Origin of the sequence: Streptomyces sp. NPDC127119 (assembly GCF_042677425.1) — a bacterium.
Taxonomy (GTDB): domain Bacteria; phylum Actinomycetota; class Actinomycetes; order Streptomycetales; family Streptomycetaceae; genus Streptomyces.
In genome coordinates this window covers 40328-66635 of record NZ_JBHXTO010000030.1, presented here as the reverse complement: position 1 = coordinate 66635, position 26308 = coordinate 40328, and the positions used below count along the sequence as shown (strand labels likewise).

The following is a 26308-nucleotide window of genomic DNA, read 5'->3' as shown; positions in this document are numbered from 1 at the left end:
ACGAAGAGAGGCGTACGGACGAGGCGTACGGACGAGATGTACGGACGAGACGTACGGGATCAGCGGTGGATCTTGAGGCTGCTGATGAAGAAGCGCTGGGCGGAGAAGAACAGCACCAGCGTCGGCAGGGAGACGAGGAGAGCGCCGGCCAGCACGACCGGGGGGCCGACGTTGGAGTAGTTGCCCTGGAGGTCGGCGAGCGCGGCCATGACCGGCCGGATGTTGCGACTCGTGGTCAGCGTGATGCCGAACATCAGGTCGTTCCACACGGCCACGAACTGGAACACGAACACGGCGACCATGGCGGACCTGGTGAGCGGCACGTGGATCTGCCAGAACAGCCGCCACCAGGACGCGCCGTCCAGGCGTGCGGCCTCCACGACCTCCTTCGGCAGGGTGAGGGCGTAGTTGCGCATGACGAAGAAGGCGAAGGGGATCGCGATCGCCGTGTAGATCAGCACGAGCCCGAACTGGGTGTCGTACAGCGACGATTCCGCGTACGACAGGAACAGCGGGCGGATGAAGACCTGCAGGGGCAGCAGCGTGCCGGAGTAGATCACCCAGAACCACAGGGCCCGGTGCTTCACGGGCATGATGATCGTGGCGAAGGCGGCGCCCGCGGCCAGTACGGCGGCGGCCAGCGCGCTGACGACGGAGTACAGCAGACTGTTGCCGAACGCCGGGCCCAGGTTGGCCTTGTCCCAGGCCTGGGACATGTTGTCGAACAGTCCGAACTCCGTCGGGAGCCAGTGCGGGCTGCCCGAGTAGCTTTCCGCCGGCACCAGGGCGTTGACCACCAGGAGCCAGGTCGGGACCAGCCAGAGCAGGGCGAGCACCGCGACGGTGCCGGTGCGCAGGACGCGGCCGAGGGACATGGTCATTCGCCTTTCACGTCGAGCTGACGGCGCAGGTAGAGCCAGGAGGCCGCCAGGACGATGACGGTCAGGACGACGGCGATCGCCGCTCCCGCGCCGGGCCTCAGCTCCAGGAAGGTCTCGTTGTACATGGACACCGCGAGGGTCTCCGTGGCCCGCCCGGGGCCTCCCTGGGTGAGCACCCAGATCAGGTCGAACGACTTGAGGCCGTTCACCAGGCTCATGCCGATCACGATGATCGACACGGGCCGGAGCTGCGGCAGGACGATGTGGCGGAACTGCTGCCAGCTGCCCGCGCCGTCCAGGGAGCCGGCCTCCAGGGTCTCCGGTGGGATGGACTGCAGTCCGACCAGGAAGAGGATGACGGCCACACCGGTCGCCTGCCAGGCGTTGGCGAGGATCATCACGAGCGTGTTGCCCGGCCAGGTCAGCAGCCACCCCTGGGCGAACTGGTCGAGGCCCACCGAGGTCAGTACCTGGTTGACGGCGCCGTCGGTGGTCAGCATGAAGTTCCAGACCACCGCCACCGCGGAGCCCGAGAGCGCGTAGGGAAGGACGACGCACAGCCGCGCTAGGCGCGAGAAGCGGGTGGCGTCGGTCATGCACGCGATGGCCAGCCCGAGCACGAAGGGGAGCACGACCGTGCCCACGACCCACAGCAGGGTGTTCTGGATCGAGCGGGTCAGGGCCGGGTCGGAGGCGAACCGGGTGTAGTTGTCGAACCAGCTGAAGGGGGAGGTCCGGGTGTCGGCGAAGAAGCTGCGGTGGATGGTCCACACGAACGGGGCGAGCAGGAACACCGCGACCAGGAGCACGGACGGCGCCATGAACCCGCCGGCCGTCAGGCCTTCGCGCCTGCTGATCCAGGTGTGCCGCTCCGTGGGACGCGGCTCCCCGCCGACGGGCGGTGTCCGTCTGCTCCCGCCGGTGGCGGGTCGGTCGGTCGTAGAAGTGCTCATGCCTCGTCGCGCCTCCAGGCTGCCCATTCGTCTTGTGCACGTTCCTGCATCCGGCGCAGCGTGGTCTCCGCTGAGGTCTGCCCGGCCATGAACCCGCCCAGGTCGTTGGTGTTGCCCTGGATGAGGCTCGGCGGGCTGGCCTCCCAGTAGCGGATCAGCGGGATCCGGCGCTCCTCGGCTACGTCACGCTGCAGCTCGGCCACGACGGGGTTGTCGGACCTGACCGTCGGGTTGGCGGAGCTGTCCTGGAGGAAGTCGCTCCACACCCGCTGGACGGGCGGGGCGAGCCACGATCCGACGTTCGCCAGGGCGGCGTCGTGCGAGGAGGCGCGGGCGGGCACCGTGAAGACGCCCGACTCGGCGATCACACTCTTCGGCGTCGCCGACCGTACCGTGGGCAGGATGAACGCCCCGTAGTCCGCGCCCGGCTTCATGCCCGCCGCGGTCATCCCCTGGGCCTGCCAGGTGCCGTGCAGGAACATGCCGACCGTGCCGGCCTTCAGTGCCCCCGGGCCCCGCGCCTGGTCGAAGTCGGGTGACGTCATCCAGCCCTTGCGCATGAAGTCGTGCCAGAGGTCCATCGCCTCGCGGGCCGGGCCGTCGGTGTACGAGGCCTCGCCGGTGACCAGTTTCTGGTAGAAGCGTGGGTCGACCTTGGTGACCAGTTCCTGGAACCACTCGATCGCGGGCCAGCCGCCGACCTGACTGGCCAGGAACGGCGTGATCCTGTTGCGCTTGAGGACCTCGGCGCAGTGCAGCAGCTCGTCCCAGCTCCGCGGCTCGGACAGCCCCAGCTTCTTGAACACCGGCTTGCTGTAGAACAGCACGTAGTACGACTCGTACAGCGGGATGCCGTACACCTTCCCCCGGTACGACACAGCGTCCCGTGAGGCGCCGCGCACCCATCCCTTCGCCTGGTACTTCCCCCAGACATCCGACAGGTCCGTGAGGCCGCCGGCGCGGGCGAGGCGCTTGAGCTGATAGCCCGAGGCCCACTTGACCAGGTCGGTGGCCTTCGACGTCTGCAGTGTCATCTGCACGACCTGCTGGTACGAGGTCACCGAGGGGTTCGACAGCGGCCGGAGCGCATAGCCGGTGATCTTCTCCAGTTCGCGTCCGGCCGCCCGGTAGCCGTCGTCCCAGGTCGCGTTGTCGTTGGAGATGCTCGTGGTCCCCGGCTGCGCCGACGTGCTGTCTCCGCGGGCGCAGCCCCCTGCGGCGAGTGTGGCCGCGCCCCCGGCCATCCCGGCAAGAAGGCGACGCCGGGCGAGCGGCGCGGCCGCACTTCGGGTCCTGCCCGATGCTGACATTGATCACCTTCACGGGAGCGAGCCATGTGCATGGCCGAATGTGAACCACAGGGCACAGAGGTCTCCCGGAACGCCCGGGGTTGCCCAGTGGGTGTTGCGTGGAAGTTAACGACAACATCTCCGCAGTGGCAAGGGTCTGGCAGGCGGAAGAAGCGGGAGCGGACTCGTGCCTGGTGAAAAGGCCAGCTTGTGAAGCTGAACGTCGGTTCAAATGACCCCGGATCGAGGATGGACTCTCTCGGACAGGCATTGTTATCGTTAACGCACCGACAGAGCCTACTGAGGAGCAGATGTGCAGTCCGCGTCTCGTTCGTACGACCCCCACCCCAGTTACGAACCGGTCGACGGGCAGGTCACCGCGGGGTGGCCCGCCGCGGTCGCCGCGCTGCCGACCGGCCCGCTCGTCCTGGCCGTGGACGGTCCCGCCGCGCTGGACTGGGAGACCCTGGCCGACGGCCTCACGGCGGCGCTGCGTACGGCGGGTCGGGAGGCACAGCCTTTGGACGTACGCGATCACTACGCACCCTCCGCCGCCGAACGGATCGCAGCCACTCCCCACCCCGCCGACGACCCGTTCTTCACCCCGCTGTCGCAGGCGGGGGCCGCGGACCTCTTCGACTCCGTGCCCCGGCCGGGAAAACCCGTGGGCGACGGTGTGCTGCTGGTCTTCGGGCCGGGCGCGGCGCTCTGCGAACCCGACCTGCTCTGGTACGCCGACCTGCCGAAGCGGTACGCCGAAGCCGCTGTCGCCAAGGGCGAACTGCCGGTCGGCGCCAACCTGGGGCGCCCCGGCCAGCCGGGCGACCTGGTGCGGCTGTTCTACACCGACTGGCCCGTGGCGGACCGCCACCGCGACGCGATCGCCGGCCGGGTCGACCGGTGGATCGACACACAGGACCTCGCGGCACCCGCGTCCCTGGACGGCACCGCGCTGCGCGGCACGCTGCGGCACCTGGCCCACGGGCCCGTCCGCACCCGCCCGTACTTCAACTCCACGCCCTGGGGCGGCCAGTGGGCGGCGAGCGAACTGGGCTTCACCCCGCAGGCCGGCAACACCGCCCTCGGCTACGAACTGATCGCTCCCGAAGCGGGCGTGCTCGTCGGCGAGAAGGGCGCGGCGCAGGTCGAGATCCCGTTCCAGCTGCTGTGCGCCGAGCACCCCGAGGCCATGCTCGGCCAGGACGTGCACCGCCGGTTCGGCACCTCCTTCCCGATCCGCTTCGACTACCTCGACACGATGGGCGGCGGCAACCTCTCCCTGCACCTCCACCCGCGGGAGCAGTACATGCGGGAGGTCTTCGGCTGGCCGTACACCCAGCACGAGACGTACTACGTCACGGCGAGCGAGGACGGCGCCCGCGTGCTGCTCGGACTCACCGAGGGCGCGGACCCCGACGTCATGCGCCGCCAGGTGGAGGAGGCCATCGCCGACGGCACCCCGCTGCCCGTCCAGGACCACATCCAGACGCACCCGTCGGTCCAGGGCCAGCTGTTCCTGATCCCCGCGGGCACCCCGCACGCCTCCGGTGCCGGCAACCTGGTGCTTGAGGTGAGCGCGACCCCGTACCTGTACTCGCTGCGCCTGTACGACTGGCTGCGCAAGGACGCCACCGGCGCGTCCCGGCCGTTGCCCTACGAGCACGGCTTCGCCAACCTGGACACGGCCCGGCGAGGGGAGGACGTGGTGAAGGACCTGATCCAGCAGCCGCGTACGCTGCGCTCCGGCGAGGGCTGGCGCGAGGAGGTCATCGGCGCGCTGCCCGAGATGTTCTACGCGGTCCACCGGCTGGTCGTCGCCCCGGAGGCCGACATCACCGACGACACCGCGGGCCGCTTCCACATCCTCAACGTCGCCGCGGGCCAGGGCGCTGTCGTCGAGACCCAGGACGGACGCAGCCACTTCCTGGCCTTCGCGGAGACCCTCACGGTCCCCGCCGCGGTGGGCCCCTACCGGGTGCGTTCCGTGGGTGGCGACGAGGTGCGGATCGTGAAGGCGCTGGTGGTCGAGCCGTGACCGCGGCCTCCGCGGCTTCTGCGGCCTCCGCGGGACGATCGGTCGTGCCTGTCCCCATCCCCGTCCCCGTGCTGGACGTCGGCGGTACGCATGTCACCGCGGCCCTCGTCGACCCCGCGACCGGCCACCTCGTCCCGTCCTCGGTGATCCGCAGACCGCTCGGTTCGCACGCCGACGCCGACGGCATCCTCGATGACATCGCCCTGACCGCGCTGCAACTGCCGGTCGGACACGGCCCGTTCTGGGGCGTGGCGATGCCCGGACCCTTCGACTACGACACCGGGATCGGCCGCTTCACGGGCATCGGCAAGTTCGAGTCCCTGTCCGGCGTCGACGTGGGCGCCGGACTGCGCCGGCGGCTGCTCGACCGGGCCGAGCGGCTGTGCTTCCTCAACGACGCCGACGCCTTCGCCCTCGGCGAGCACCGGGCGGGGGCGGCCGAGGGACACGACCGCGTGGTGTGCCTGACGCTGGGCACGGGCATCGGCTCCTCCTTCCTTCGCGCCGGGCTGCCCGTGCACGACGGCCCCGATGTGCCGCCCGCCGGGCATGTGCACCGGCTGGACATCGACGGCCGTCCACTGGAGGAGACGGTCTCGCGCCGTGCCATCCGCCTCCACCACGCCCGCCTCGCGGCTCCGCACCGCGAGCCGGACCCGCGTCAGGAGTCCGCCCTGCCGGACGTCCACGAGATCGCCGCGGCGGCCGAGCAGGGCGACACCGCCGCGGCGGAGGCCTTCCGCTACGCTTTCGACGCCCTCGGCAGGGCCCTGGCCCCGTGGATCGACCGCTTCGGGGCCACCGCGGTCGTCGTCGGCGGTTCCATGGCGCAGTCGTGGGATCTGATCCATCCGGCGTTCGCCGGGGGACTGACTCAGGCCGACAGAGCGCCCGTACGCGTCCTGCCGGCCCGTCAGCCCGCTTCGGCACCGCTGATCGGCGCCGCACACTGGGTCCGGAGCGCGGCGGGCACTTCATGAGAACCGGTCAGGGGCGAGATCGCCGCCGCAGGCCGACGAAGAAGGGGGAACGGGCATGACCGCTCGTCGAGGCGGCGGGCCGACCATGCATGACGTCGGGAAGCTCGCGCAGGTCAGCGCCATGACCGTCTCCCGCGTACTGAAGAACGACCCCGGCGTGTCCGAGGCGACGAGGGAACGCGTCTTCGCCGCGGTGGACCGGCTGGGCTACCGCCGCAACGAGACCGCGCGCAGCCTGCGGCTCGGCGGCAGCGGAATGATCGGCCTCGTCGTCACCAACCTCGCCAACCCCTTCTACTCGCGGCTCGCGCTCGGCGTCCAGGAAGTCGCCACCGAGTACGGCTTCCGGATGGTGCTCAGCAACTCCGCCGAGCAGGCCGACCGGGAGCCCGGCCTCGTCGACGGACTCATCGACCACCAGGTCGAAGGGCTCATCGTCGTCCCCGCAGGCAGCCGGCAGCAGCATCTGGCCGCCGCGATGCGCCACGTACCCGTCGTGCTCGCCGCACGGCCGCCCGCGGGACTCGACACCGACTGCGTGCTGGTCGAGGACTTCCACGGGGCCCGCGAGGCCACCGGCTGCCTGCTGGCCGAGGGGCACACCCGCATCGCCTTCCTGGGGAACCCGCCCTCGCTCTACACCGGGGCCGAACGGCTGCGCGGGTTCTGGGCGGCACACGACGAGGCCGGCGTCGAGCCCGACAGCGGCCTCATCCGACAGGGCCTCGTCGACGCCGCGACAGCCGAGGCGGCGACCCTCGAACTGCTGGGGCGGTCCGACGCCCCCGCGGCGTTGTTCTGCACCAACAACCGCATCAGCCAGGGCGCCATCCGGGCCCTGCACAAGTCGGGAGTCACCCTGCCGCTGGCGGGCTTCGACGACTTCGACCTGTCGGACGTCCTCGGCCTGCCGCTGACCCTCGTCTCCTACGACGCCGACGAGATCGGCAGGGAAGCCGCACGCCTGCTCATCGACCGCCTGGGCCACAAGGACGCGGAGCAGCCTCCTTCCCGCCGGGTCACGATCCCCACGCGCGTCGTCCGCCACGGCATCCACGCCGACGGCCGCGCCCTCGGCACACCGCGGACGGACACGTAAGCAAGTCGCGCAACGAGTCGCGTAACAAGGCATGCGACGAGGCGCGGAGCGAGTCGCGCAACGAGCCACGTACGAAGACATATGAGAAGAAGGGCCGAGCATGCAGTTCCCCACGAGTGTCGAGGACCATCCGCTGGTTCGGCGCGCGGTGCGGCACCTCGACGCCCTCGGAGACCCGCGCCACGGACAGCTGCTGGTGCGCTGTCTGGACGACACCCTCGCGCGTACCATCCGGGCCATGCCCGACGGCAGCGCGTTCGTGGTCACCGGCGACATCCCCGCCATGTGGCTGCGTGATTCCTCGACCCAGCTGATGCCCTACCTCGCGCTCCTCCAGGACGACAAGGGCCTGCAGGATCTGGTGGCGGCCGTACTGGAGCGCCAGTTCGACCAGATCCGGCGCGACCCGTACGCGAACGCCTTCAACCCCGAACCCTCGGGACGCGCCCACGACGGCGACGACCTGTGCGAGGACCCCTGGGTGTGGGAGGAGAAGTACGAGGTCGACTCCCTGGCCTTCCCGCTCCTGCTCGCCCACCGCTTCTGGCGGGCCACCGGCCGCACCGACCACCTCGACGGGGCCGTGCGCACCGCCCACGCCGTGCTCACCGTGTGGCGCACCGAGCAGGATCACGAACACCGGTCCTCCTACCGCTTCCTTCGGTCCTCAGGCCCGGCGACCGACACACTGCCCGGCGAAGGCCGCGGAACCCCCGTGGCCCGGACCGGAATGACGTGGAGCGGTTTCAGACCGAGCGACGACGCCTGTACGTACGGGTACAACGTGCCCGCGAATCTGTGCGCGGCAGCCGCACTCGACGGGACGGCCGAGATGGCACACCAGGTCGGTGACACGGCACTGGCCGAGGACGCCACCGCCCTGGCGGCCGAGCTGCGCGAAGGGGTCGCACGCCACGGAACCGTCGACCACCCCGATCACGGCACGATCTACGCCTACGAAGTCGACGGCCTCGGCAACGCCCTCCTGATGGACGACGCCAACATGCCGAGCCTCCTCTCGCTGCCCCTGGTCGCGAACGTGTCCACCGCCGACCCGCTGTACCGCGCCACGCGCGAGTTCGTCCTCTCCCCGGCCAACCCGACCTGGTACCGGGGGACCGCGGCGGAAGGAGTGGGCAGCCCGCACACCCCCGAGGACCACATCTGGCCGATCGCCATCGCGGTGGAGGGCCTGACCAGCGACGACGACGCGGCGCGGCTCGCGGCGCTGCGCACGCTGGCGGACACCGACGCGGGCACCGGCGCCATGCACGAGTCCTTCCACAAGGACGATCCGGGCCGTTTCACCCGGCACTGGTTCTCCTGGGCCAACGCGATGTACGCGGAGCTGGCCCTGGACGTGGCGGGCCTCGGGACGCGCTCCTTGTGGTCGGGTGCCGCACCACACCGGCCGGCGTCGCCGGCGTGAACCGCGCCATGCCCTGGAAGCCGTAGCCGAGAAGTATTCACCGAGGTGGGCCGGTTCGGCAGGGAACCGGGCTGCGCCTCTCCCCGTCGAGACTACGTGCCGCCGGCACGATGTTCGTGGCGATCCGGGGGTAGCGTTCTCGACATGGACTTTCGCACCACAGTTGAGCGCGCTCAGCGCCTGAAGCAGCTGCATGCCGATCACAAGCCGCTCGTGCTTCCGACCGTCTGGGACGTCTGGTCGGCGCGGACGGCAGCCGGCGCCGGGTTTCCCGCGCTGACGATCGGCAGCCATCCACTTGCCGACTCCCGGGGGGCCGAGGACCACGAGGGGCAGACCTTCGAGGAAGTACTGGCCGCCGTCAGGCCCATCATCGCCGCGGTCGACGTCCCCGTGTCCGTGGACCTGGAAGCCGGGTACGGACAGAAGCCCGCAGACCTTGTCGCCGGACTCATCGAGGTCGGCGGCGTCGGTCTCAACGTCGAGGACACCGTCCACTCGGACGGCGGACGCGTACGCGACACGCAGGAGCACGCGAACTACATCGCAGGCCTGCGCGCGGCGGCCGACGACGCCGGCGTCCCGGTGTGGGTCAACGGACGCACCGACCTCTTCATGCACGCGAAGGACGCCGCCGGTGTCCTCGACGAGGCGATCGAGCGCCTGCGGGCCTTGGAGCAGGCCGGTGCCGACAGCGTCTACCCGGTGGGCATCCAGGACAACGACGACCTGCTCACGGCGGTGATCGCCGCCGTCGCCATCCCGGTGAACTCCACGGCCCACCCCGTCAAGCACGACCTTGAGCGCTTCCACCGTCTCGGCGTCGGCCGGATCACCTACGGTCCGCTGCTGCAGATCGCGTTGACGGATGCGATGAAGGACATGCTCGGGCCTTGGGCGCCCTGATCTCCCTGACGAGTTGATGGAGTGTCGGGCGCCCTTGTTCTCCCTTGGAGAAGGGCGCCCGACGCTTTTGTAACGGTTGCTCGGTGGCTTGCCCGTGCGGACGGTCAGCCGGGGCGGGTCGGCGGGGCAAGGGCTGTCTGCCTGTCGTCGACGTCATCCTGGCCCGCGTGCGAGTAGCCATCCTGACGGCGGGTCCGTGGGGTGATGCCGCGCCCTGTACGGGACTTGGGCACGGGCTGGCCGAAGGTGGGCACGAGGTCACGGTGTGACGCATGCCTGCTTCGGAGGCCTGGTCGCGGCCGCGGGGCTGGGGTTCCATCCTCTGCCGCTGGATCCGCGGGCCGAGTCGGAGTCCCCACGAGGGCGCGCACTGCATGACAGCGCCACCGGGATCGGCAAACTGGCCCGGATGGTCGCCATGACACGGTCGCTCGTGGAGCAGATCACGGACGACCTGGTGGCCGCCACCGGATCGGCCGACGTGCTGCTGGTGTCGAGTTCGCTGGGGCCTCTCGGTCACGCCGCCGCCGAGGGACACGGCCTGCCGAGCACGGGCGTCTACCTTCAACCGCTGGCGCCGACAAGGGAGTTCGCGCCGCCGGTGACCGGCACACGGTCACTGGGGGCGGCGGGCAACCGGCTCGCGGGGCTGGCCGTCAACGTGGCCGTGGAGCAGATCTTCGCCGACGCGACCCGGGCGTTGCGGGCCCGGCTCGGTCTGCCGCCCCTCGGCTCGCGTGCCGCCCGCCGGGCCCGCGAGCGGCACGACTGGCAGGTGCACCACGGATTCAGCCCGCTGGTGGTGCCCAGGCCCCGCGACTGGCGACCCGGTCTGGGCGTCGCCGGGTACTGGTGGCCGTACGACCGGGACCGCCAACTCCCGCACGCGCTGCGGGACTTCCTCGATGCCGGGCCCCCGCCGGTGTTCTTCGGGCTGGGGAGTGCCACTGTGCCGGATGCGGAGCGGCTGGGGGAGGAGGTCGTGCGGGCCCTGCGCGCGGCCGGGGTCCGGGGTGTCGTGCAGCGGGGCTGGGCCGGGCTGTCGGCCACCGGTGACGACATGTTCACTGTCGACGAGGTTCCGCACGCGGCGCTCTTCCCTCGGATGGCCGCGGTGGTCCATCACGCGGGTGCCGGGACGACCGGGGCGACGCTGCGTGCCGGTGTTCCCGCCGTGCCGGTGCCGATCCAGTTCGACGAGACGTTCTGGGCCGCGCGGCTCGTCTCGCTCGGGTTGGCCCCGGCGGCGGTTCCGCTGCGCGGGCTCACCGCGGACGCTCTCGGTGCCGCCGTGGCCCGAGCCGTGACCGACCCCGCCTACAGGCAGCGAGCGAAGGAACTGGCGGCCCGGCTCGGTGGCGAGGACGGGGTACGGCCCGTCCTCACCGCCGTGGACCGGCTGTGAGGTAGCGCAGATTCACGCTGACCTTCGTCGGTCAACGGTCAACGGTCGACGGCCAGCGATCAACGGCCGACGGTCATCAGGCATCGTCGTTCCGTGCGTTCTCGTCGGACATCGCCTTGGTCATGAGCCGGTGCAGTTGACGCTGCTCGGCATCGGTCAAGTGGGTGATGGGCGTGCGCGTGGAGGCCGCGTGGACGAGCCGTCGCCTCGCCGTGCGCCCCTGCTCGGTGAGGTGGAGAACCTTCGTCCTCCGGTCGTTGAGCGCCGGGGCGCGGCTGACATAGGACAGCTGCTCCAGCCGGTCGGCGAGGAACGTCACGGTCGACGGATCGCAGTGCAACCTGGCGGCCATCTGGCGCATGGACGGGGCAGGTGCGTCCGGATCCAGTTGCCACAGTGCGTCGGCCAAGGGGTGGGTCAGTCCGAGTTCGGCGATCATGTCGCGGATCGCGTTGTTCGTCGCACCGTCCATGGCGTGTACGAGCCGCAGCAACTGATACGTCAAAGCCTCACCGTCCATTCCAGCACAGTACTTGGACTCTCCAATGCTTGACAACTCCAAGCTTCTCTCGGCAAGGTGGCGGAACAATGCTTGGAGAGTCCAAGCAATAGATGTGTGGAGGGACGGTCATGAACGTGACCGGGGAACGGCCGCGGACGATGCGCGACCGAGTGCGTCGACGGCTCCTGACGGCCGTACTGAGCCGGATAGACAACCAGGCGTACATGCAGCACGCGACCGCCATCGACGCCGACCGGACCACCGCGAACTCGGGGAACGGGCCGTACTACGTGAGCGGCTCACCGCACCGGCGTGACATCCGGGAAGGCCGCGACGGCGCCCCGCTGCTGCTGCGCATTCGTACGGTCGAGGTGGGCACGTTGGCGCCGGTGGCGGACGCGACCGTCGAGGTCTGGCACTGCGACGCGCACGGGGTCTACTCGGGATACCAGCGGTACGGCGCGGACAAGTTCCCCGCCCTCGTGTCGTTGACGCTGCGCCGGTTCCGGCCGACGGACAGTGCGACCTTCCTGCGGGGTGAGCAGACCACCGACGGCGACGGCCAGGCCGAGTTCCAGACCATCGTGCCCGGCTGGTACACCCCGCGCACCGTCCACATCCATGTCCGGGTCAGCCGTGCGGACAAGCCCCTGCTGACGACCGAGCTGTACTTCTCCGACGACTTCGCCGCGCACATACAGTCGCTGCCGCCCTACGCCGACCGCGGGCGCAGCCCGTTCGTCAACACCAACGATGTCGAGATCCGGCTGGCCAAGGGATCGCCCGGAAGCTGGCCGACCGTACGGCCGATCACGGACGGCCATCAGGCCGACGTCACCCTGCAAGTCCGTCCCTGAACGAGGAGCACCACCCGTGAACACCCCAACTGCCGTCGTCACAGGCGCGGCCGGCGGCCTCGGACAGGCCACGGCCCGACAACTGCTGGCCGCCGGATTCCATGTCGTCGCCGTGACCCGCGACGAGCTCAGCGCGCGGACAACCCTGCGCGCCCTGGCGGCACATGCACAGGTGCCTGCGCAGGCGCCTGTGCAGGCGGGCAGGGTCCACGCCCTGCACGCGGACCTCATGGACCGCGCCGCGATCCGAGCACTCGCCGTAGGGCTGCGCGACACCGTGGCGCAGGTCGACGTGCTCGTCAACAACGCGGGCGCGGCCTTTTCGCACTACGCGGAGACCGCCGACGGCATGGAGCGCACCCATGCGCTGAACCACCTGGCGCCGTTCCACCTGACCCATCTGCTGCTCGCCGACGGGCTGCTGGCTCCCGACGCCCGCATCATCAACATCTCCAGTGACCTCGTGACGCGCGGACGCATCGAGGTCGACGCCCCGGACGTCACCGGCGTCTCCTGGCGCGACCGCTTCTCGCAGATCGCCGTGTACGGCACGGCCAAGCTCACCGGCGTACTGGCGACCACCGCGCTCGCGACCAGGCTGCCGACTGGAATCCACATCTACAGTGCCAACCCGGGTGTCGTCAGAACGGCGTTCAACAGCAAGTCCGGCGGATTGCTGAAGGCGGCGTCACTGGCCAGTGGACTGTTCGCCCAGACGCCGGAGAAGGCGGCCGGCCTCCCGGTCCGCCTTGCCGCGGCCCCGACACCCATGACTCCGAACGGCGGCTTCTTCACCAGGAAAGCAGCCGCGACCCCACCTGAACCGGCTCGGGACGCGGAGCTTGCGGCGCGAGTCTACGAGGACACGGCGCGCGTACTGGGTCTCGTCCCGCTGCCGGCGAGGTGAACCAGCCGTACCTGTAACTGCGTCGATGCCGGCTCGTCTTGGATTGTCGTGCGGGACGGCTGTCAGCCGAAGTCGTCGGGGACGATGCGGAGTTTTTGAGCGATGCGGGTGAGCGCCTTCTGGTCGGCGCTGTTGAGTGAGTCGAGGACGATGCGGCGTACGGAGCGCAGGTGTGTGGGCGCTGCCAGGCGCACGATGTCGAAGCCGGCGTCGGTGAGTTCGGCGAGGGTGTAACGGCCGTCGGCCGGGTCAGGCGTCCGTACGACCCAGCCGCGCTGTTCGCAGCGTTTGGTGACGTTGGACAGGCGGGAGAGCGACCCGCTCGCGAGGAAGGCGAGTTCTCCCATCCGCAGCTTGCGCTGCGGGGCCTCGGAGAGATGGCTGAGCACGAGGTACTCGAACAGGGTGAGGCCGTGTTCCTGCCGCAGCGGTGACTCCAGTTTGCCGGGCAGCAGCAGGACGAGGGAGATCATCCCCGTCCACGCGGCCTTCTCCTGCTCGTCGAGCCATCGCAGCTCCTCGTCGTCCTCGTGTTCGGCCGCGCCGGTTTCGCCTGCGCCGTTCATGGGTCCTCCTGTGCTGGTCACGAAGCTCCCCGCTCTTCGGTGAAGCCCGCCATCACTTTACGCGTGAAGTCATAGAGTGTTAGTCTCACTTTACGCGTGAACTCATGGATGAGGAAACGCGCCCCCATGAACAGGAAGAGGAAGCATCATGAGCACTGTCACCTTCGGCGTGGTTCCGGGCTACGGCGAGAAGCTGCACGCGGCCCTCGGTTACAGCGGGGCCGTCCGTGTCGACGACCGGGTCGAGATCTCCGGCCAGGCCGGAGTGGATGACGACCTGGTCATCCCCGACTCGCTGGAGGACGAGATCATTCAGGCCTTCGACAACGTGGAGCGCACGCTCGCCACGGTCGGCGCGACATGGAAGGACGTCATCCATGTCAACTCGTACCACAAGGTCGCGCCGGGAGATGATGTCATCGGGGACGACCACAACAGCGTCATGGCCGAGCAGTTCCGTCGCCGCCTCGACGGCCGCGCGCCGATCTGGACGGAGACCGGCGTCACGGTCCTCGGGCTCGCCGCCATGCGGGTGGAGATACGAGTCACGGCCATCGTCGGCTCCGGGAACTGAAGCACGCCTTTTGCTGCGGGGGTTGACCGGCGCGATCGTCCATCCGCTCGTGCGCGCGGGCGCCGATGTTGTCGGTGAGGAGGTGGGTGGTCCTCGTCAACCCTCGCCCGCGATTCGCCGCTGAGTGTCTGAACCGCGGTGGGCGGTGGGGCAGTTGTCCGGCGCGACCGAATGGAAGCTCTGAGTCGGCGGGGCCCGACTGTGGACCGCCGGCGTCCTGCCCCGTACCTCTTGACGCCTTTGGTTCAGACCTTTAGGTTCTTCCGCACACCGCGTGTTCATAGGTGAACTCATCGTTCACCACCATGAACCAGCCTCCCCCACCGTCTGCTCCTGACGAAAGGCTGCGATCACCCCCATGACCGTGCGAACCCGAACCCGAATCCATTCCCACGCCCTCCGCGGCGGACTCGCCCTGGCGGCCCTGCCCCTGGCGGCCGGTCTCCTCGCCGCCCCGCACGCCGACGCCGCCCCGGCGGCCCCCTCGACCGCCGTCGCCCCGTACCTCTACAACGGCTGGGGCAACCCGCCCAGCCCGACGACGATCACCCAGGCCACCGGCGTGAAGTCGTTCACGCTCGCCTTCATCCTCAGCAACGGCTACTGCAACCCGCAGTGGGACGGCAGCCGCCCGCTCACCGGCGGCGTCGACCAGCGCACCATCACCACGATCCGCAACGGCGGCGGCGACGCCATACCGTCGTTCGGCGGATACAGCGGCAACAAGCTGGAGAGCTCCTGCTCCAGCGCGAGCGAACTCGCCGCCGCCTACCAGAAGGTCATCGACGCCTACACGCTCAAGGTCATCGACATCGACATCGAGGCCGCCGCGTACGACAGCCCCACCGTGCAGCAGCGGACCGTCGACGCCCTGAAGACCGTCAAGTCCCGCAACCCGGGCCTGAAGGTCCACATCACCATCGGCACCGGACAGAGCGGTCCCGACACCAGCCTGATCAAACGCGCCGCCGCGTCGGGCCTGTCGACCGACAGCTGGACCATCATGCCCTTCGACTTCGACGGCGGAAGCCAGAACATGGGCACCCTGACCCTGCGCGCCGCAGAAGGCCTGAAGACCGCGCTGAAACAGGCGTACGGCTACAGCGACGACCAGGCCTACCGGACCATGGGCATCTCCTCCATGAACGGCGTCACCGACCAGAACGAGAAGGTCACCGTCGCCGACTTCCGCACCATCCTCGGCTACGCCCAGCAGCACCACCTGGCCCGGCTCACCTTCTGGTCCGCGAACCGCGACCGGCCCTGCACCGGCGGCGACTCCGAGAGCTGCTCCGGCGTCTCCCAGGCCGCCTGGGACTACACCCGTGTCTTCGCCCAGTACACCGGCTGACCCCCACCGTTCCTCGTCGCGGAAGGACCACACATGATGCGCTTCAAAGTCCTGGCCACCGCAACCGTCGCGGGCCTCGTCAGTACGATCGCCGTCCTGAGCACCGGCAGCGCCGCCGCGGCCGACCCGAACAAGGCTCCGGGCGGCAACTTCGACCTCTCCGTATGGCAGTTGCAGGAGCCCGTCGGCTCTCCCGGCTCACCGACCACCATCTCCTCGTCCCGGCTCCAGGGCGCTAACGGCTTCCAGGACTCGTACTTCTACACCGACACCCGGGACGGGGCGATGACCTTCTGGGCCCCCGAGAAGGGCGTCACCACACCCAACTCCAACTACGCCCGCTCCGAACTGCGGGAGATGAACCGCAACGGCAGCGCCGCCGACTGGTCGCTGAGCGGCAACCACCGTATGAACGCGACCCTGCGTGTGGTGTCGGTGACCTCCAACGTGTGCGTGGGCCAGATCCACCTCGGCTCCGGAGGGTCCTCCACGAAGCCGCTCGTCGAGCTGTACTACCGTGCGAACGGCGACATCGTGGCGGGCATCGAGAACTCACCCGCCGGCGGCCAGACCCCGCACACCGTCGGCCACGTCTCGCTCGGCAAGACCTGGACGTACTCCATAGCCGTCTCGAGCGGCCGCACCATCGACCTGACCGTCAACGGCAGCACCACGCACTACACGATCCCGACGTCGTTCGACCCGTACAAGCAGTACTTCAAGGCCGGTTCGTACAACCAGTCCTCCTCGGACAGCACGACGAAGGGGGCCCGAGTCGCCTTCTACGGCTTGACGGTCGCCCACAACTGATGCCGGCTGGGGGTGCGGGTCACGGGTGCGCACCCCCAGGAAGCGGCGGTAGCCGGGGGAGGCCGACTCCGTTCAGCGCGTCGTCGACGCAACCTTGCGGTTCTGGTCGTTTGTGCGCGCTTTGTTGCCGTCCACATGTACCTGGGCCGGAGGCATGGCCGGTCAGCTTGCTGAAGGTGCCACCGAAGCAGGCCGCTGAGGAACCTAGAGAGCTGGCGGTTGCCAGGAAGCCGGCAGGAAGAGGCCGTCTGGCAGGGGGAGGTCTGCTGTCGGAATCAAACCGGTCGGAGCGGTTCCCACCGCTTCGCTGAAGTCGACTGTGCCGCCTGAGAAGGTCGCCTGGCTGAAGTCGACTGTGGCGCCTGAGAACACTGCCCTGCTGAAGTTGACGGAGCCGCCGGAGAACGTCGCCTCATGGAAGTTGACCGTGCCGCCCGAGAACAGCGCTTCGCTGAAGTTGGCCGTGCCGCTGGCGAAGTCCGCTCCGCCCAGGTGATCTGCGCCGCCGAAGTTGACGGTGGCGCCGGAGAACACGGTCTTTCTGAAGTTGATTGCGGTGCCGGTGAACACCGCCCCGTGGAAGTGGACCGCGCCGCTGGAGAACACCGCCCCGCCGAGGTCTCCGCCGTCGAATATGACGCCGGTGAAGTCGAAGTTGTGGCCCTGCCAGGAGTGTTGATGATCGAGAGGGAGCCGGAGGTGATCGCGGATGAGCCGAATGGTGGTGCGCCGGACCTCCCGCAGGGCCAAGTAGGTGTGCCGGGCTTCCCTATTGTCGGCCGGGAGGTCGGGTTCGTGAGTGTAGGGCAGTCGAAGGTAGGCGCACACAACATCGATGCATGTCTGGCGTAGTCCGCGGGTGGGTGCGTCGTCGGCGAGGCCTGCCAGCGCGTGGATGCCGCCGAGGCGTACGGCTACGGATTCGTCGCCGAGCTGCGAGACGGCGGTGGTGAAGCGTTCGGTGTGCAGGCGCGTGGCGTCGCGCAGGGCGCCGTCCTCGTCGACGCGCTGACGCCGGTAGGCCATCACCAGGGCGACCAGAGCTCCAGCGCCCGCTACGACGCCGAAGGCGAGCTTGATCAAGTCGAACAGCGTTGTCGAGTCGACGCGACGTTCGGGCTTCAACTCGCGCGCGCCGAGCAGGTCCCAACCGGCATAGAAGACCGTGGCCCCGACCAGAACCGCAGTGGTGAAAGCCAAGGCCAGGACTATACCGACGGGCCACAGGCGCAAGCCGTGCCGTTCGTTCCGGTGCCGAGGCAGACGTGGACTCATGACCATCAGGACTGCCCAGGCGTACGACTGTGTGCAGCCGGCCGCCATGACTTCGGCACTGTGGAGAGGGGAGCAGCATGGCTACGCGGCCTCGGTGTTCCGTGGGGCGGCGGCGACGCCGAGAATCGGCCCGGCCGTTGCGCGGGTTCCCACACCTGTCTCAGCGACAACGTCCGTCCTCCAGCAGATCACCCGCGTGAGCACCTTCGAGGCGGTGTGCAAGATGGAGCAGGTCCGTCAGATGCAGGACCCGTCCGCCGAATCCTGGGAGGGGGACATGGAGCGGCTGGGTCCAGTGGGCGGGGATCGCGTCCAGTCCGTAGTACGCCCCCGCGAGGCCTCCTGTCACCGCGGCGACGGTGTCCGTGTCGCCGCCGAGGTCGATCGCCGCGCGTACCGCTTCTTCGAAACTGGAGTTGGTGCGCAGGGCCCAGACGGCGGAGCCCAGGCAGGGCCAGACGGCACCGTTGAATTCGGTCGCCTGATCGGGGTGCCAGTCGAGGGTGAGGACGGTTGCGTAGCGGTCCCGGTGCTCGGGATGGACGACGGCCAGGATGTCCGGGAGCGCGGTGAGGGGGTCGGCGTCCTCGAATATGAGGCGGATGAGTTCGTGGAAGATCGCGGTGCCTTCCCAGGCCGCGCGGTCGCCGTGGGTGAGAGCGGCGATGCTGCGGGCCGCGTCCATGGTGACCTTCTGGCCGCCGGCCGCAAAGTAGACGGCGGAGGTCGATGCCCGCATCAAGGAACCGTTACCCGCGGCCCGTTGGTTGACCTGGAAATGGATCGCTGAGGCCAGATCCCAGGGCATGCCGTTGGTCAGGACGTCTTCGGTCTGCAGGCCGATGTCCTTCGGCTCCGACGCTGCCCACCGCTGGAAGCGGGTGAAGATGTCCGGCAGATCCAGTCCGCCCTGCTCCAGGAGCGACTGCGCGACCAGCACGGCCATCTGAGTGTCGTCGGTGGCCTCGCCGGGATCCCAGCCACCACCTCCGCACATCTCGGCACCCGCACCGTGCACGGGAAACCGCGCGGAGAAGGCTCCCGGGGGCCCGAACTCGAAGGGGCCGCCCAGCGCGTCGCCCACCGCTGAGCCGACGACCGCGCCAACAGCCCGCTGAATCCGCTTCATTCACGCAGGCTATCCACGTCGCGCCGACGGGTGCGCGGCATTTGTTCCTTCTACCGTTCACCCGCCATCGGCGGCAAGCGTGCCCCGCTCCACGGAGCGCACCGTCTGAGAGGCCTCAGCTGGGAGATCGCCGATGCCGTGCGGCGATCTCCCTGTGCAGCGCGTCATACCGTCGTGGTGGCCTTCGTTGTCAACGGGCCGCAGATTGAACGATGTTCCTGTTCAGCACTCGCCACGCCAGGTGAGACTCTTCAACTCCACCCCTTGTGGGCCGAAGGCCACCTTGTACTCGCCCGGTCCCGGGTTGAAGTGGAGGCATCTGTTGTAGGTGCCTCCATCGAAGACCCAGGTGGCCTGGATGTGGTCGGATCCGGGGCTGGGGAAGCCGTTGTTCATGATGAAGCCCACCTTCAGTGACCCTGTCCAGTTGCCTTCCGTCTTGAGGATCGTGGGACTGTTGTAGGCAGAGGAGCTCCAGGCACAGACATTTCCCGTGGGGCAGTCCGGGGGGCTGGGCTCGGCGGATGCGTTCGGCGCGATGGCGACGGTGCCGAGGATGGCGGCAGAGGCAGCAAGAGCCGCAGAACTGAGCTTGCGCATGATGATCTCCTGGAGCTGTCGAAAATGAACAGGCTGCGCTCCAGCCGCAGTGACCACCGATGTGTCACCCCGAGCCGGCGCGGCCTCGAACGGTAGAGCCCGTCACCGACGTTCCGTCCCTGACAGATGTCAGGGGGAGCCGGATGGGCGGGGACGCGAGTGGGGGATCACTGGCGAGGTGGGGATCAGGGCGGGGCGCGACGCCAGTTGACGGGGCGGCGCGAGCGGCCGGGGGCGTCGCGGAGGGACATCAAGCGGATTCCGCGACCCTTTCGGGTCTGGCCGGCGTGACGCACCCATGAGCCAGCCTGACCCCAAAGCCCTGACCACCCCTCACCCAAAAGACGGCCACCGATCGGCGGCCCACTCGGCCCACCCCCGCCAATCAGCAGGCGCCGCACCAATCCCCTCCCCGTCCCCGTCGAGTTCCGCAGCGTCCGGCTCCTCGAACAGGGCCTGCCAGCGCAAGAGATCCCCCTCGCTGATAGGGAAAGTCTGTTCCGGAGTGGTCGACTGGCGGTGGGCGATCCTGGCCCGCTGGGTCTCGACGTCCACCGGTACGTACACGAGGCGGCAGGACGCCCCCACGGACTCCGTCAGCCAGCGGATCGCTGATCTCTCGTCACGAGACCAGCATCCGAAGTCGAGGAACACGTTCGTGCCGAGTCTCAGCGCCTGCAGGCCGAGTGAGAGGAGCCGTCCCTCCAGGACGTCCCGCTTGCCGTTCGCCTCCGACTCGCCGAACAGCGGAATCATCCATTCATCGGGCGTCAGCCGAAGCGCGTCGTGCTCCTCGGCCAACTGCCGGGCCGTTGTGGTCTTTCCGGCCCCCGGCAGGCCGACGGTCAGGAACAACGTGGTCACACCCGGATGGTTCATGGAATCCACCTGAAGGACAACCGCTTTCCCGCCGCCGTCGTTGGCGCGGCATCGAGCCGACGTCCTACGACACGCCCCACCACGTCAAGACCAGCGCCCACCCCACCCCCATCGGATCGCCGCGTTGAGGCAGCGTCACCTAATTGTTATGGCGGATGACAAATAGCGCTTCCCGCGCTCTGGGCACGGACCCCGGAGCGTCGTAAGTTCCCGCTCACAACATTCAGTCCGGGCGGATCATCCGACACCCGGCAATTCCCCCGAGAGCGCGTTTCTCGGCTTCCTCCTCACCGCCCTCGTACGTCCGGTCGTGCGGTTGTCCGGTCGTGACACCAGAAAGGACCCTGCCCATGCGCAAGGGATTCCTCCTCCTCACCGCCGCCTCGGTGGTGCTGGCCAGTTCACTCACTGCCTGCGGCGACTCCTCGTCGGACGACGGTGACTCCGGGTCCGGCTCGGGATCCGGCTCCAAGCCGAAGATCGGTGTGATCCTCCCGGACAGCAAGTCCTCACCCCGTTGGGAGACCGCGGACCGCAAGTACCTCTCCGAGGCGTTCAAGGCGGCGGGCGTCGAGTACGACATCCAGAACGCGCAGAACGACAAACAGGAGTTCCAGACCATCGCGGACCAGATGATCACCAGCGGTGTGAACGTCCTGGTGATCGTGAACCTGGACAGCGGCACGGGCAAGGCGGTTCTGGACAAGGCCAAGGGGCAGGGCGTCGCCACGATCGACTACGACCGGCTCACCCTCGGCGGCTCCGCCCAGTACTACGTGAGCTTCGACAACGTCGCGGTCGGCAAGCTGCAGGGCGAGGGCCTCAGCAAGTGCCTGACGGACATGAAGGCCAAGAAGCCCATCATCGCCACCCTCAACGGCTCACCGACCGACAACAACGCCACTCTCTTCGCCCAGGGCTACAACAGCGTCCTCGATCCGAAGTACAAGTCGGGCGAGTACGTGAAGGGCCCGGACCAGTCCGTCCCGGACTGGGACAGCGGCCAGGCCAGCACGATCTTCGAGCAGATGCTCACCAGCCAGCCCAGGATCGGCGGCGTGCTCGCCGCCAACGACACTCTCGGCAACGCGGCCATCGCCGTCCTGCGCAAGCAGAACCGCAACGGCGAGGTGCCGGTCACCGGCCAGGACGCCGGCGTGCAGGGCCTGCAGAACGTCCTCGCGGGCGACCAGTGCATGACCGTCTACAAGGCGGTCAAGAAGGAGGCCGATGCCACGGCCGCTCTCGCCGTCTCCCTCGCCAAGGGCAAGAAGGGGGAGACGAACGCGACCGTCAAGGACCCCGAGGGCAAGCGCGAAGTCCCCTCCGTGCTGGAGACGCCGGTCGCCATCTACAAGGACAACGTCAAGGACGTCGTGGACGACGGCTTCGTCACCAAGGAGGAGCTGTGCAAGGGCAACTACGCCGCCCTGTGCACCCAGGCCGGCATCAAGTAGCCCTGCGCGGCCGACCGGACCGTAACCACCCATGGTCCGTCCGAGCGGGCGGGCCCGACCCGTCCGACCGGCCCCACCGCGGGTCCCGGGACTCCCGTTCCCCCGGGACCCGCGGCCTCACGACCCCAAGGAGCCGTCTTCCATGACAGCGACCCCGACGACCCCGATCCTTCGACTGCGCGGGATCGACAAGAGCTTCGGCGCCGTGCAGGTGTTGCACGACGTGTCCTTCGACGTCCGTCCGGGAGAGGTGACCGCCCTCGTCGGAGACAACGGCGCGGGCAAGTCCACCCTGGTCAAATGCGTCGGCGGGATCCATCCGACGGACGGCGGTGAGTACTGGTTCGAAGGCGAGCAGGTCCAGGTGCACAGCCCGCGCGAGGCGGCGGCCCTGGGCGTCGAGATCGTCTACCAGGACCTGGCACTCTGCGACAACCTCGACATCGTGCAGAACATGTTCCTCGGCCGTGAGAAGCGCCGGGGGCTCGTCCTGGACGACGCGACGATGGAGGAGATGGCCACCCAGACCCTCGAAGGTCTTTCGGTCCGCACCGTCAAGTCCATCCGCCAGCAGGTCTCCAGTCTCTCCGGCGGCCAGCGGCAGACCGTGGCCATCGCCAAGGCCGTGCTGTGGAACAGCAAGGTCGTCATCCTGGACGAGCCGACCGCCTCGCTCGGTGTCGCCCAGACGGCACAGGTCCTCGAACTGGTCCGGCGCATGGCCGACAACGGTCTCGCCGTGGTCCTGATCTCGCACAACATGAACGACGTCTTCGCGGTGTCCGACCGGATCGCCGCCCTCTACCTGGGCCGGATGGCCGCCCAGGTCAGCACGTCGGACGTGACGCACTCCCAGGTCGTCGAACTCATCACCTCGGGCCGCAGCGGAGACCTCGGCCTCGCCCAGAGCAACGGAGTCACCGCATGACCGCCGCAGTCGTCCCCGAGAAGCCGGAACTGCCGCGCGGTCCCGGCACGCCGAAGAAGAACGGAGCGGCCGGAGCCGCGAGCCTGCGCTCGGTCGCACGGAACTACGTCGACCGGGTAAAGGGCGGCGAGTTGGGCGCCCTGCCCGCCGTACTCGGCCTGATCGTCCTGTGCGTGTTCTTCGCCGCCCTGCGCCCGGTCTTCCTGTCCGAGCTGAACTTCGCCAACCTGCTCACCCAGGGCGCGGGCAGCATCGCCATCGCCATGGGTCTTGTCTTCGTCCTCCTCCTCGGCGAGATCGACCTGTCCGCGGGGTACGCCAGCGGGGTCTGCGCCGCCGTCCTGGCCATCCTGCTCACCGACCACGGATGGCCCTGGTACGGCGCGGCCGGCGCGGCGATCCTCACCGGCACGGTCATCGGCCTGCTGCTCGGCCTGCTGGTGGCGAAGGTCGGCATCCCCTCGTTCGTGGTCACGCTGGCCGCTTTCCTGGGCTTCCAGGGCATCGTGCTGATGCTGCTGAAGGAAGGCACCAACATCTCGATCCGGGACGAGACGATCCTGGCCGTCGCCAACAACAACCTCTCCCCGGAGCTTGGTTGGGCCCTGCTCGCCGTCGGTGTCGGGGCGTACGCGGCGATCCAGTTCCGGCAGAGCCGCAACCGCCGGCGGCGCGGGCTCGCCCCCGCTCCGGCCGCCCTGCTCGCCGTCCGGATCGGCGGCCTGGCGGCGCTCGGTGCGATCGCCGTCCACCTGCTCAACCAGGAGCGCAGCCGCAACGTCATCGTCGACTCGCTCAAGGGTGTGCCGATCGTGGTGCCGGTCATCGCCGTCCTGCTCGTCGCCGGTACGTTCCTGCTGCAGCGCACCTCGTTCGGCCTGCACATCTACGCGGTGGGCGGTAACGCCGAGGCGGCCCGCCGGGCCGGCATCAACGTGGCCGCCATCCGGATCTCCGCGTTCGTCATCTGCTCCTCCCTGGCCGCGGTCGGCGGCATCATCGCCGCCTCCCGTGGCAACTCGGTGGACCCCAACACCGGCGGCAGCAATGTGCTGCTGCTGGCCGTCGGGGCCGCCGTGATCGGCGGGACGAGCCTGTTCGGCGGGCGGGGCAGGGTCGTCGACGCCGTGCTCGGCGGCATGGTCGTCGCGGTCATCCAGAACGGCATGGGTCTGATGGGGTACAGCTCAGGGGTCAAGTACGCTGTCACGGGTTCCGTTCTGCTGGTGGCCGCAGGCGTGGATGCGCTGTCCCGTCGCCGGGCCGTACGACGATGATGTCTGGGGTGCCATGAAAGCCGGTCCCTCGCAGGAGGAGATCCGCCGGCACAACCTCGGCACCCTGCTCCGTCATGTGCACATCGGCGGATCCATGTCGCGAGCCGTCCTGGCCGAGCGCATGGGGCTCAACCGCAGCACCATCCTGGGCCTGGTGAGCGAGCTGGGCTCGGCCGGCCTGGTCCGCGAGGAACTGCCCCGGGACACCGGCAGGGCCGGCCGGCCGTCCCTGGTCGTACGGCCAGAGTCCGACCGTGTGTACGTCCTCGCCCTCGACGTGGGAGTGGACCGGCTGGCCGCCGCCCGCATCGGCCTGGGAGGGGTCTTCCTCGACCGCAGGGAGATCCCGGTGCTTCCCGGCCGCCGTCACGCGGGCAAGGTGGCCGAGATTCTCGCCGGCTCCGCGCTGGACATGGTGGACGCGGCAGGGCACGGCACCTACTGCGTCGGTGTGGCCGCGGCCGTCCGCGGGATGGTGCGCCGACCCGACGGATACGTCCGTTCCGCGCCCCATCTCGGCTGGGAGGACGAGGAGTTCGGCGAGGACCTCATGCGCCTGCTGGGCCTCGGCCTGCCGGTCTCGGTGGGCAACGAGGCCAGCCTCGGCGCGCTCGCGGAGCATCTGCGCGGGGCCGGGGCGGGCTGCCAGGACCTCGTGTACCTGCACGGCGACATCGGCATCGGCGGCGGTGTCATCACCGGCGGCCAGTTGCTGGCCGGCGACCAGGGATACGGTGGCGAGATCGGCCACATGGTCGTCAACCCGCGGAACGGCAGGCCCTGCGGCTGTGGGGCGCACGGCTGTCTCGAAGCCGAGGCGGGGGAGCGCGCCCTGCTGGAGGCCGCGCGGCGCGACCCGTCGGCCACCGGCCGGGAAGCCGTGCACGCCGTGGTCGAAGCGGCGGACCGGGGTGACATCACCGCCCGCGCCGCCCTGCACGACATCGGTGACTGGCTCGGTATCGGCGTCGCCAACCTGGTCAATGTGTTCAACCCGCGCACGGTCGTCTTCGGCGGGACGCTCCGCGAGGTGTACCTCGGCTCAGCGGCCCAGATCCGCAGCCGTATCAACCGCATCGCCCTCAGACCCTCCCGCGAGAACCTGCGGCTGCGGGTGGGGGAGCTCGGTGACGACGCGGTGCTCATCGGCGCCGCCGAACTCGCCTTCTCCGAGATCCTGGTCGGCCCCCTGGAGACGCTGGCCCGCGCCGGAGCGTAAGGGCGAATCGGGGCGTAGTGCCGAATCCGACAGGGGACGGGCCGGCTCACGGATGGAGCCGGCCCGTCCGGTCGTGTCAGCGGCTCAAGCAGGCCTCAGCGGGCCTCAGCAGGCCTTGCGAACGTATCCGCTGCCGCCGGGGGCGGTGACCAGTACGTCACGCAGGACGACGCTGAGGCGGCTGCCCCACTGGGCGCACGTCTCGTCGAAGTACTTCTGCTGGTACTCGATCACGATGACGTTGTCGTTGAAGCCCTCGGTGTAGTCGCCGCACTCCTTCCACTCGCCGCACTCCTCGGCGACGGCGAAGTCCAGGCCGGTCGCGGAGCGCTCGGTGGAGAGTTCGGGCGTGTTCTTCTGCCCGATGGCCAGGCCCTTGTCGTGGGCGTGGTCCGCGAGCAGCCTGACGAACGCCTTGGCGTTGGCCTTGCTGATCAGGTCGGTCCGGGTGAAGGAGTCGAGGTTGTCGGGCTCGACGGCGTCGAAGCCCTTGTCGGCGCAGCTGTCGATCCAGGCGTTGACCTTCGCGGCGACCTGCTGGCGCTTGGTGGCGGTGCGGATGTCGAGGAAGGCCTCGTCCCAGTCCGGGTCGTAGACGACCTCTCCGTCGGCGTCCGTCAGCAGCAGGCCCTCCCACTCGTCCTCGGCTCCCGGCTGAGCCTGGAAGGCGTTGACGTAACAGATGTTGTACAGGCCGGCGGCCGGGGAGGCGGTGTGGTCACGCGAGACGACCTTGACGTCGGCTGCCGGGGTGTAGGCCTGGCCGATCTGGTAGTCGAAGGGCGCGTTGACCGGGGGCAGTTCGACCGCCGGAGCGGCGGCGTTCGCGTTCGACGAGACGAGCAGGGCGCCGACGACGGCACACGTCAGGGACGCTGCCACGACGGCGGGCTTGCGGGATCGCACGCGATGGGCGTGGGGCATGTGGAGCTCCAGAAGGTGGGGGTACGTCCCCGCCTCGGACTGCGCTTGAATGCGTCCGTCCTGGCGACTGTGTCCG

Annotated in this window: 23 protein-coding genes and 2 pseudogenes; 15 read left to right on the top strand and 10 right to left on the bottom strand. The window is 69.2% G+C overall.

Annotation, left to right across the window (positions count from 1 at the left end; genetic code table 11):
• Window positions 1–59: 59 nt before the first annotated feature.
• The 3 genes from ACFVH5_RS16400 to ACFVH5_RS16390 are packed head-to-tail and all read right to left on the bottom strand — an operon-like array spanning window position 60 to window position 3144.
• Entirely contained in the window at window positions 60–881 is an 822-nt protein-coding gene (locus ACFVH5_RS16400; RefSeq protein ID WP_385834363.1) for a carbohydrate ABC transporter permease, read from the bottom strand.
• Window positions 878–1834 carry a carbohydrate ABC transporter permease gene (locus tag ACFVH5_RS16395; RefSeq protein ID WP_385834362.1) on the bottom strand — a complete coding sequence of 319 codons (957 nt, stop codon included), beginning with the start codon at window positions 1832–1834 and terminating at the stop codon, window positions 878–880. The genes ACFVH5_RS16400 and ACFVH5_RS16395 overlap by 4 nt, the downstream gene beginning before the upstream one ends.
• Window positions 1831–3144 (bottom strand): ABC transporter substrate-binding protein, encoded by a 1314-nt coding sequence (locus ACFVH5_RS16390; RefSeq protein WP_385834361.1) that lies wholly within the window; start codon window positions 3142–3144, stop codon window positions 1831–1833. The genes ACFVH5_RS16395 and ACFVH5_RS16390 overlap by 4 nt, the downstream gene beginning before the upstream one ends.
• A 292-nt stretch (window positions 3145–3436) precedes the next feature.
• Between ACFVH5_RS16390 and ACFVH5_RS16385 the strand changes: the two genes are divergently transcribed.
• The 6 genes and pseudogenes from ACFVH5_RS16385 (at window position 3437) to ACFVH5_RS16360 (ending at window position 10977) form a co-directional block, all read left to right on the top strand.
• Window positions 3437–5158, top strand: coding sequence for a class I mannose-6-phosphate isomerase (locus ACFVH5_RS16385; RefSeq protein ID WP_385834360.1), 1722 nt, complete (start codon window positions 3437–3439; stop codon window positions 5156–5158).
• A gap of 44 nt (window positions 5159–5202) precedes the next feature.
• Window positions 5203–6138, top strand: coding sequence for an ROK family protein (locus tag ACFVH5_RS16380; RefSeq protein WP_385834359.1), 936 nt, complete (start codon window positions 5203–5205; stop codon window positions 6136–6138).
• A 55-nt stretch (window positions 6139–6193) separates the two neighbouring features.
• A complete protein-coding gene (locus tag ACFVH5_RS16375) occupies window positions 6194–7237 on the top strand; it encodes a LacI family DNA-binding transcriptional regulator (RefSeq protein WP_385834358.1) in 1044 nt (347 codons plus the stop codon).
• Between the two features lie 100 nt (window positions 7238–7337).
• Window positions 7338–8666 (top strand): glycoside hydrolase family 125 protein, encoded by a 1329-nt coding sequence (locus ACFVH5_RS16370; RefSeq protein ID WP_385834357.1) that lies wholly within the window; start codon window positions 7338–7340, stop codon window positions 8664–8666.
• A gap of 144 nt (window positions 8667–8810) precedes the next feature.
• On the top strand, window positions 8811–9572 hold the full coding sequence (locus tag ACFVH5_RS16365; RefSeq protein ID WP_385834355.1) for an isocitrate lyase/phosphoenolpyruvate mutase family protein: 762 nt from the start codon (window positions 8811–8813) through the stop codon (window positions 9570–9572).
• Window positions 9573–9754: 182 nt separating this feature from the next.
• Window positions 9755–10977, top strand: a pseudogene (locus tag ACFVH5_RS16360) (glycosyltransferase).
• A 76-nt stretch (window positions 10978–11053) separates the two neighbouring features.
• Here the strand turns inward: ACFVH5_RS16360 and ACFVH5_RS16355 are convergent.
• Entirely contained in the window at window positions 11054–11497 is a 444-nt protein-coding gene (locus ACFVH5_RS16355) for a MarR family winged helix-turn-helix transcriptional regulator (RefSeq protein ID WP_385834354.1), read from the bottom strand.
• 110 nt (window positions 11498–11607) lie between these two features.
• Between ACFVH5_RS16355 and ACFVH5_RS16350 the strand changes: the two genes are divergently transcribed.
• Window positions 11608–12336: a hypothetical protein gene (locus ACFVH5_RS16350; RefSeq protein WP_385834353.1), complete on the top strand. Its 729-nt coding sequence runs from the start codon at window positions 11608–11610 to the stop codon at window positions 12334–12336.
• Window positions 12337–12352: 16 nt separating this feature from the next.
• Window positions 12353–13243, top strand: a complete 891-nt coding sequence (locus ACFVH5_RS16345) for an SDR family NAD(P)-dependent oxidoreductase (RefSeq protein ID WP_385834352.1) — start codon at window positions 12353–12355, stop codon at window positions 13241–13243.
• A 62-nt stretch (window positions 13244–13305) separates the two neighbouring features.
• Here ACFVH5_RS16345 and ACFVH5_RS16340 read toward each other — a convergent pair whose 3' ends face one another.
• Window positions 13306–13809, bottom strand: coding sequence for a MarR family winged helix-turn-helix transcriptional regulator (locus ACFVH5_RS16340; RefSeq protein WP_385834351.1), 504 nt, complete (start codon window positions 13807–13809; stop codon window positions 13306–13308).
• 148 nt (window positions 13810–13957) lie between these two features.
• Here ACFVH5_RS16340 and ACFVH5_RS16335 point away from each other — a divergent pair, with 148 nt between their 5' ends.
• The 3 genes and pseudogenes from ACFVH5_RS16335 to ACFVH5_RS16325 all read left to right on the top strand — a co-directional run bounded on the left by ACFVH5_RS16335 (window position 13958) and on the right by ACFVH5_RS16325 (window position 16544).
• Window positions 13958–14383: a Rid family hydrolase gene (locus tag ACFVH5_RS16335; protein WP_385834350.1), complete on the top strand. Its 426-nt coding sequence runs from the start codon at window positions 13958–13960 to the stop codon at window positions 14381–14383.
• A 487-nt stretch (window positions 14384–14870) separates the two neighbouring features.
• A pseudogene (locus ACFVH5_RS16330) lies at window positions 14871–15734 on the top strand (chitinase); the annotation flags it as partial.
• Between the two features lie 33 nt (window positions 15735–15767).
• Window positions 15768–16544, top strand: coding sequence for a polysaccharide lyase family 7 protein (locus ACFVH5_RS16325; RefSeq protein WP_385834349.1), 777 nt, complete (start codon window positions 15768–15770; stop codon window positions 16542–16544).
• Between the two features lie 204 nt (window positions 16545–16748).
• Here the strand turns inward: ACFVH5_RS16325 and ACFVH5_RS16320 are convergent, their stop codons facing one another.
• The 4 genes from ACFVH5_RS16320 to ACFVH5_RS16305 all read right to left on the bottom strand — a co-directional run bounded on the left by ACFVH5_RS16320 (window position 16749) and on the right by ACFVH5_RS16305 (window position 20412).
• Window positions 16749–17744: a pentapeptide repeat-containing protein gene (locus tag ACFVH5_RS16320; RefSeq protein WP_385834348.1), complete on the bottom strand. Its 996-nt coding sequence runs from the start codon at window positions 17742–17744 to the stop codon at window positions 16749–16751.
• A 235-nt stretch (window positions 17745–17979) separates the two neighbouring features.
• Window positions 17980–18948 carry an ADP-ribosylglycohydrolase family protein gene (locus ACFVH5_RS16315; RefSeq protein ID WP_385834346.1) on the bottom strand — a complete coding sequence of 323 codons (969 nt, stop codon included), beginning with the start codon at window positions 18946–18948 and terminating at the stop codon, window positions 17980–17982.
• Between the two features lie 222 nt (window positions 18949–19170).
• Window positions 19171–19548 carry a hypothetical protein gene (locus ACFVH5_RS16310; RefSeq protein WP_385834345.1) on the bottom strand — a complete coding sequence of 126 codons (378 nt, stop codon included), beginning with the start codon at window positions 19546–19548 and terminating at the stop codon, window positions 19171–19173.
• A gap of 333 nt (window positions 19549–19881) precedes the next feature.
• Complete coding sequence (locus ACFVH5_RS16305; RefSeq protein WP_385834344.1) at window positions 19882–20412, bottom strand: AAA family ATPase; 531 nt, start codon at window positions 20410–20412, stop codon at window positions 19882–19884.
• A 365-nt stretch (window positions 20413–20777) separates the two neighbouring features.
• On the opposite strand from ACFVH5_RS16305, the gene ACFVH5_RS16300 reads away from it, so the two are divergent.
• The 4 genes from ACFVH5_RS16300 (at window position 20778) to ACFVH5_RS16285 (ending at window position 25308) form a co-directional block, all read left to right on the top strand.
• Window positions 20778–21884 (top strand): sugar ABC transporter substrate-binding protein, encoded by a 1107-nt coding sequence (locus tag ACFVH5_RS16300; protein ID WP_385834343.1) that lies wholly within the window; start codon window positions 20778–20780, stop codon window positions 21882–21884.
• A 142-nt stretch (window positions 21885–22026) separates the two neighbouring features.
• A complete protein-coding gene (locus ACFVH5_RS16295) occupies window positions 22027–22812 on the top strand; it encodes an ATP-binding cassette domain-containing protein (protein WP_384810416.1) in 786 nt (261 codons plus the stop codon).
• Entirely contained in the window at window positions 22809–24089 is a 1281-nt protein-coding gene (locus ACFVH5_RS16290) for a sugar ABC transporter permease (protein WP_385834342.1), read from the top strand. The genes ACFVH5_RS16295 and ACFVH5_RS16290 overlap by 4 nt, the downstream gene beginning before the upstream one ends.
• 13 nt (window positions 24090–24102) lie before the next feature.
• Complete coding sequence (locus ACFVH5_RS16285) at window positions 24103–25308, top strand: ROK family protein (RefSeq protein WP_385834340.1); 1206 nt, start codon at window positions 24103–24105, stop codon at window positions 25306–25308.
• A gap of 105 nt (window positions 25309–25413) precedes the next feature.
• Here ACFVH5_RS16285 and ACFVH5_RS16280 read toward each other — a convergent pair whose 3' ends face one another.
• On the bottom strand, window positions 25414–26232 hold the full coding sequence (locus ACFVH5_RS16280; RefSeq protein ID WP_385834339.1) for an endo alpha-1,4 polygalactosaminidase: 819 nt from the start codon (window positions 26230–26232) through the stop codon (window positions 25414–25416).
• Window positions 26233–26308: the final 76 nt, after the last annotated feature.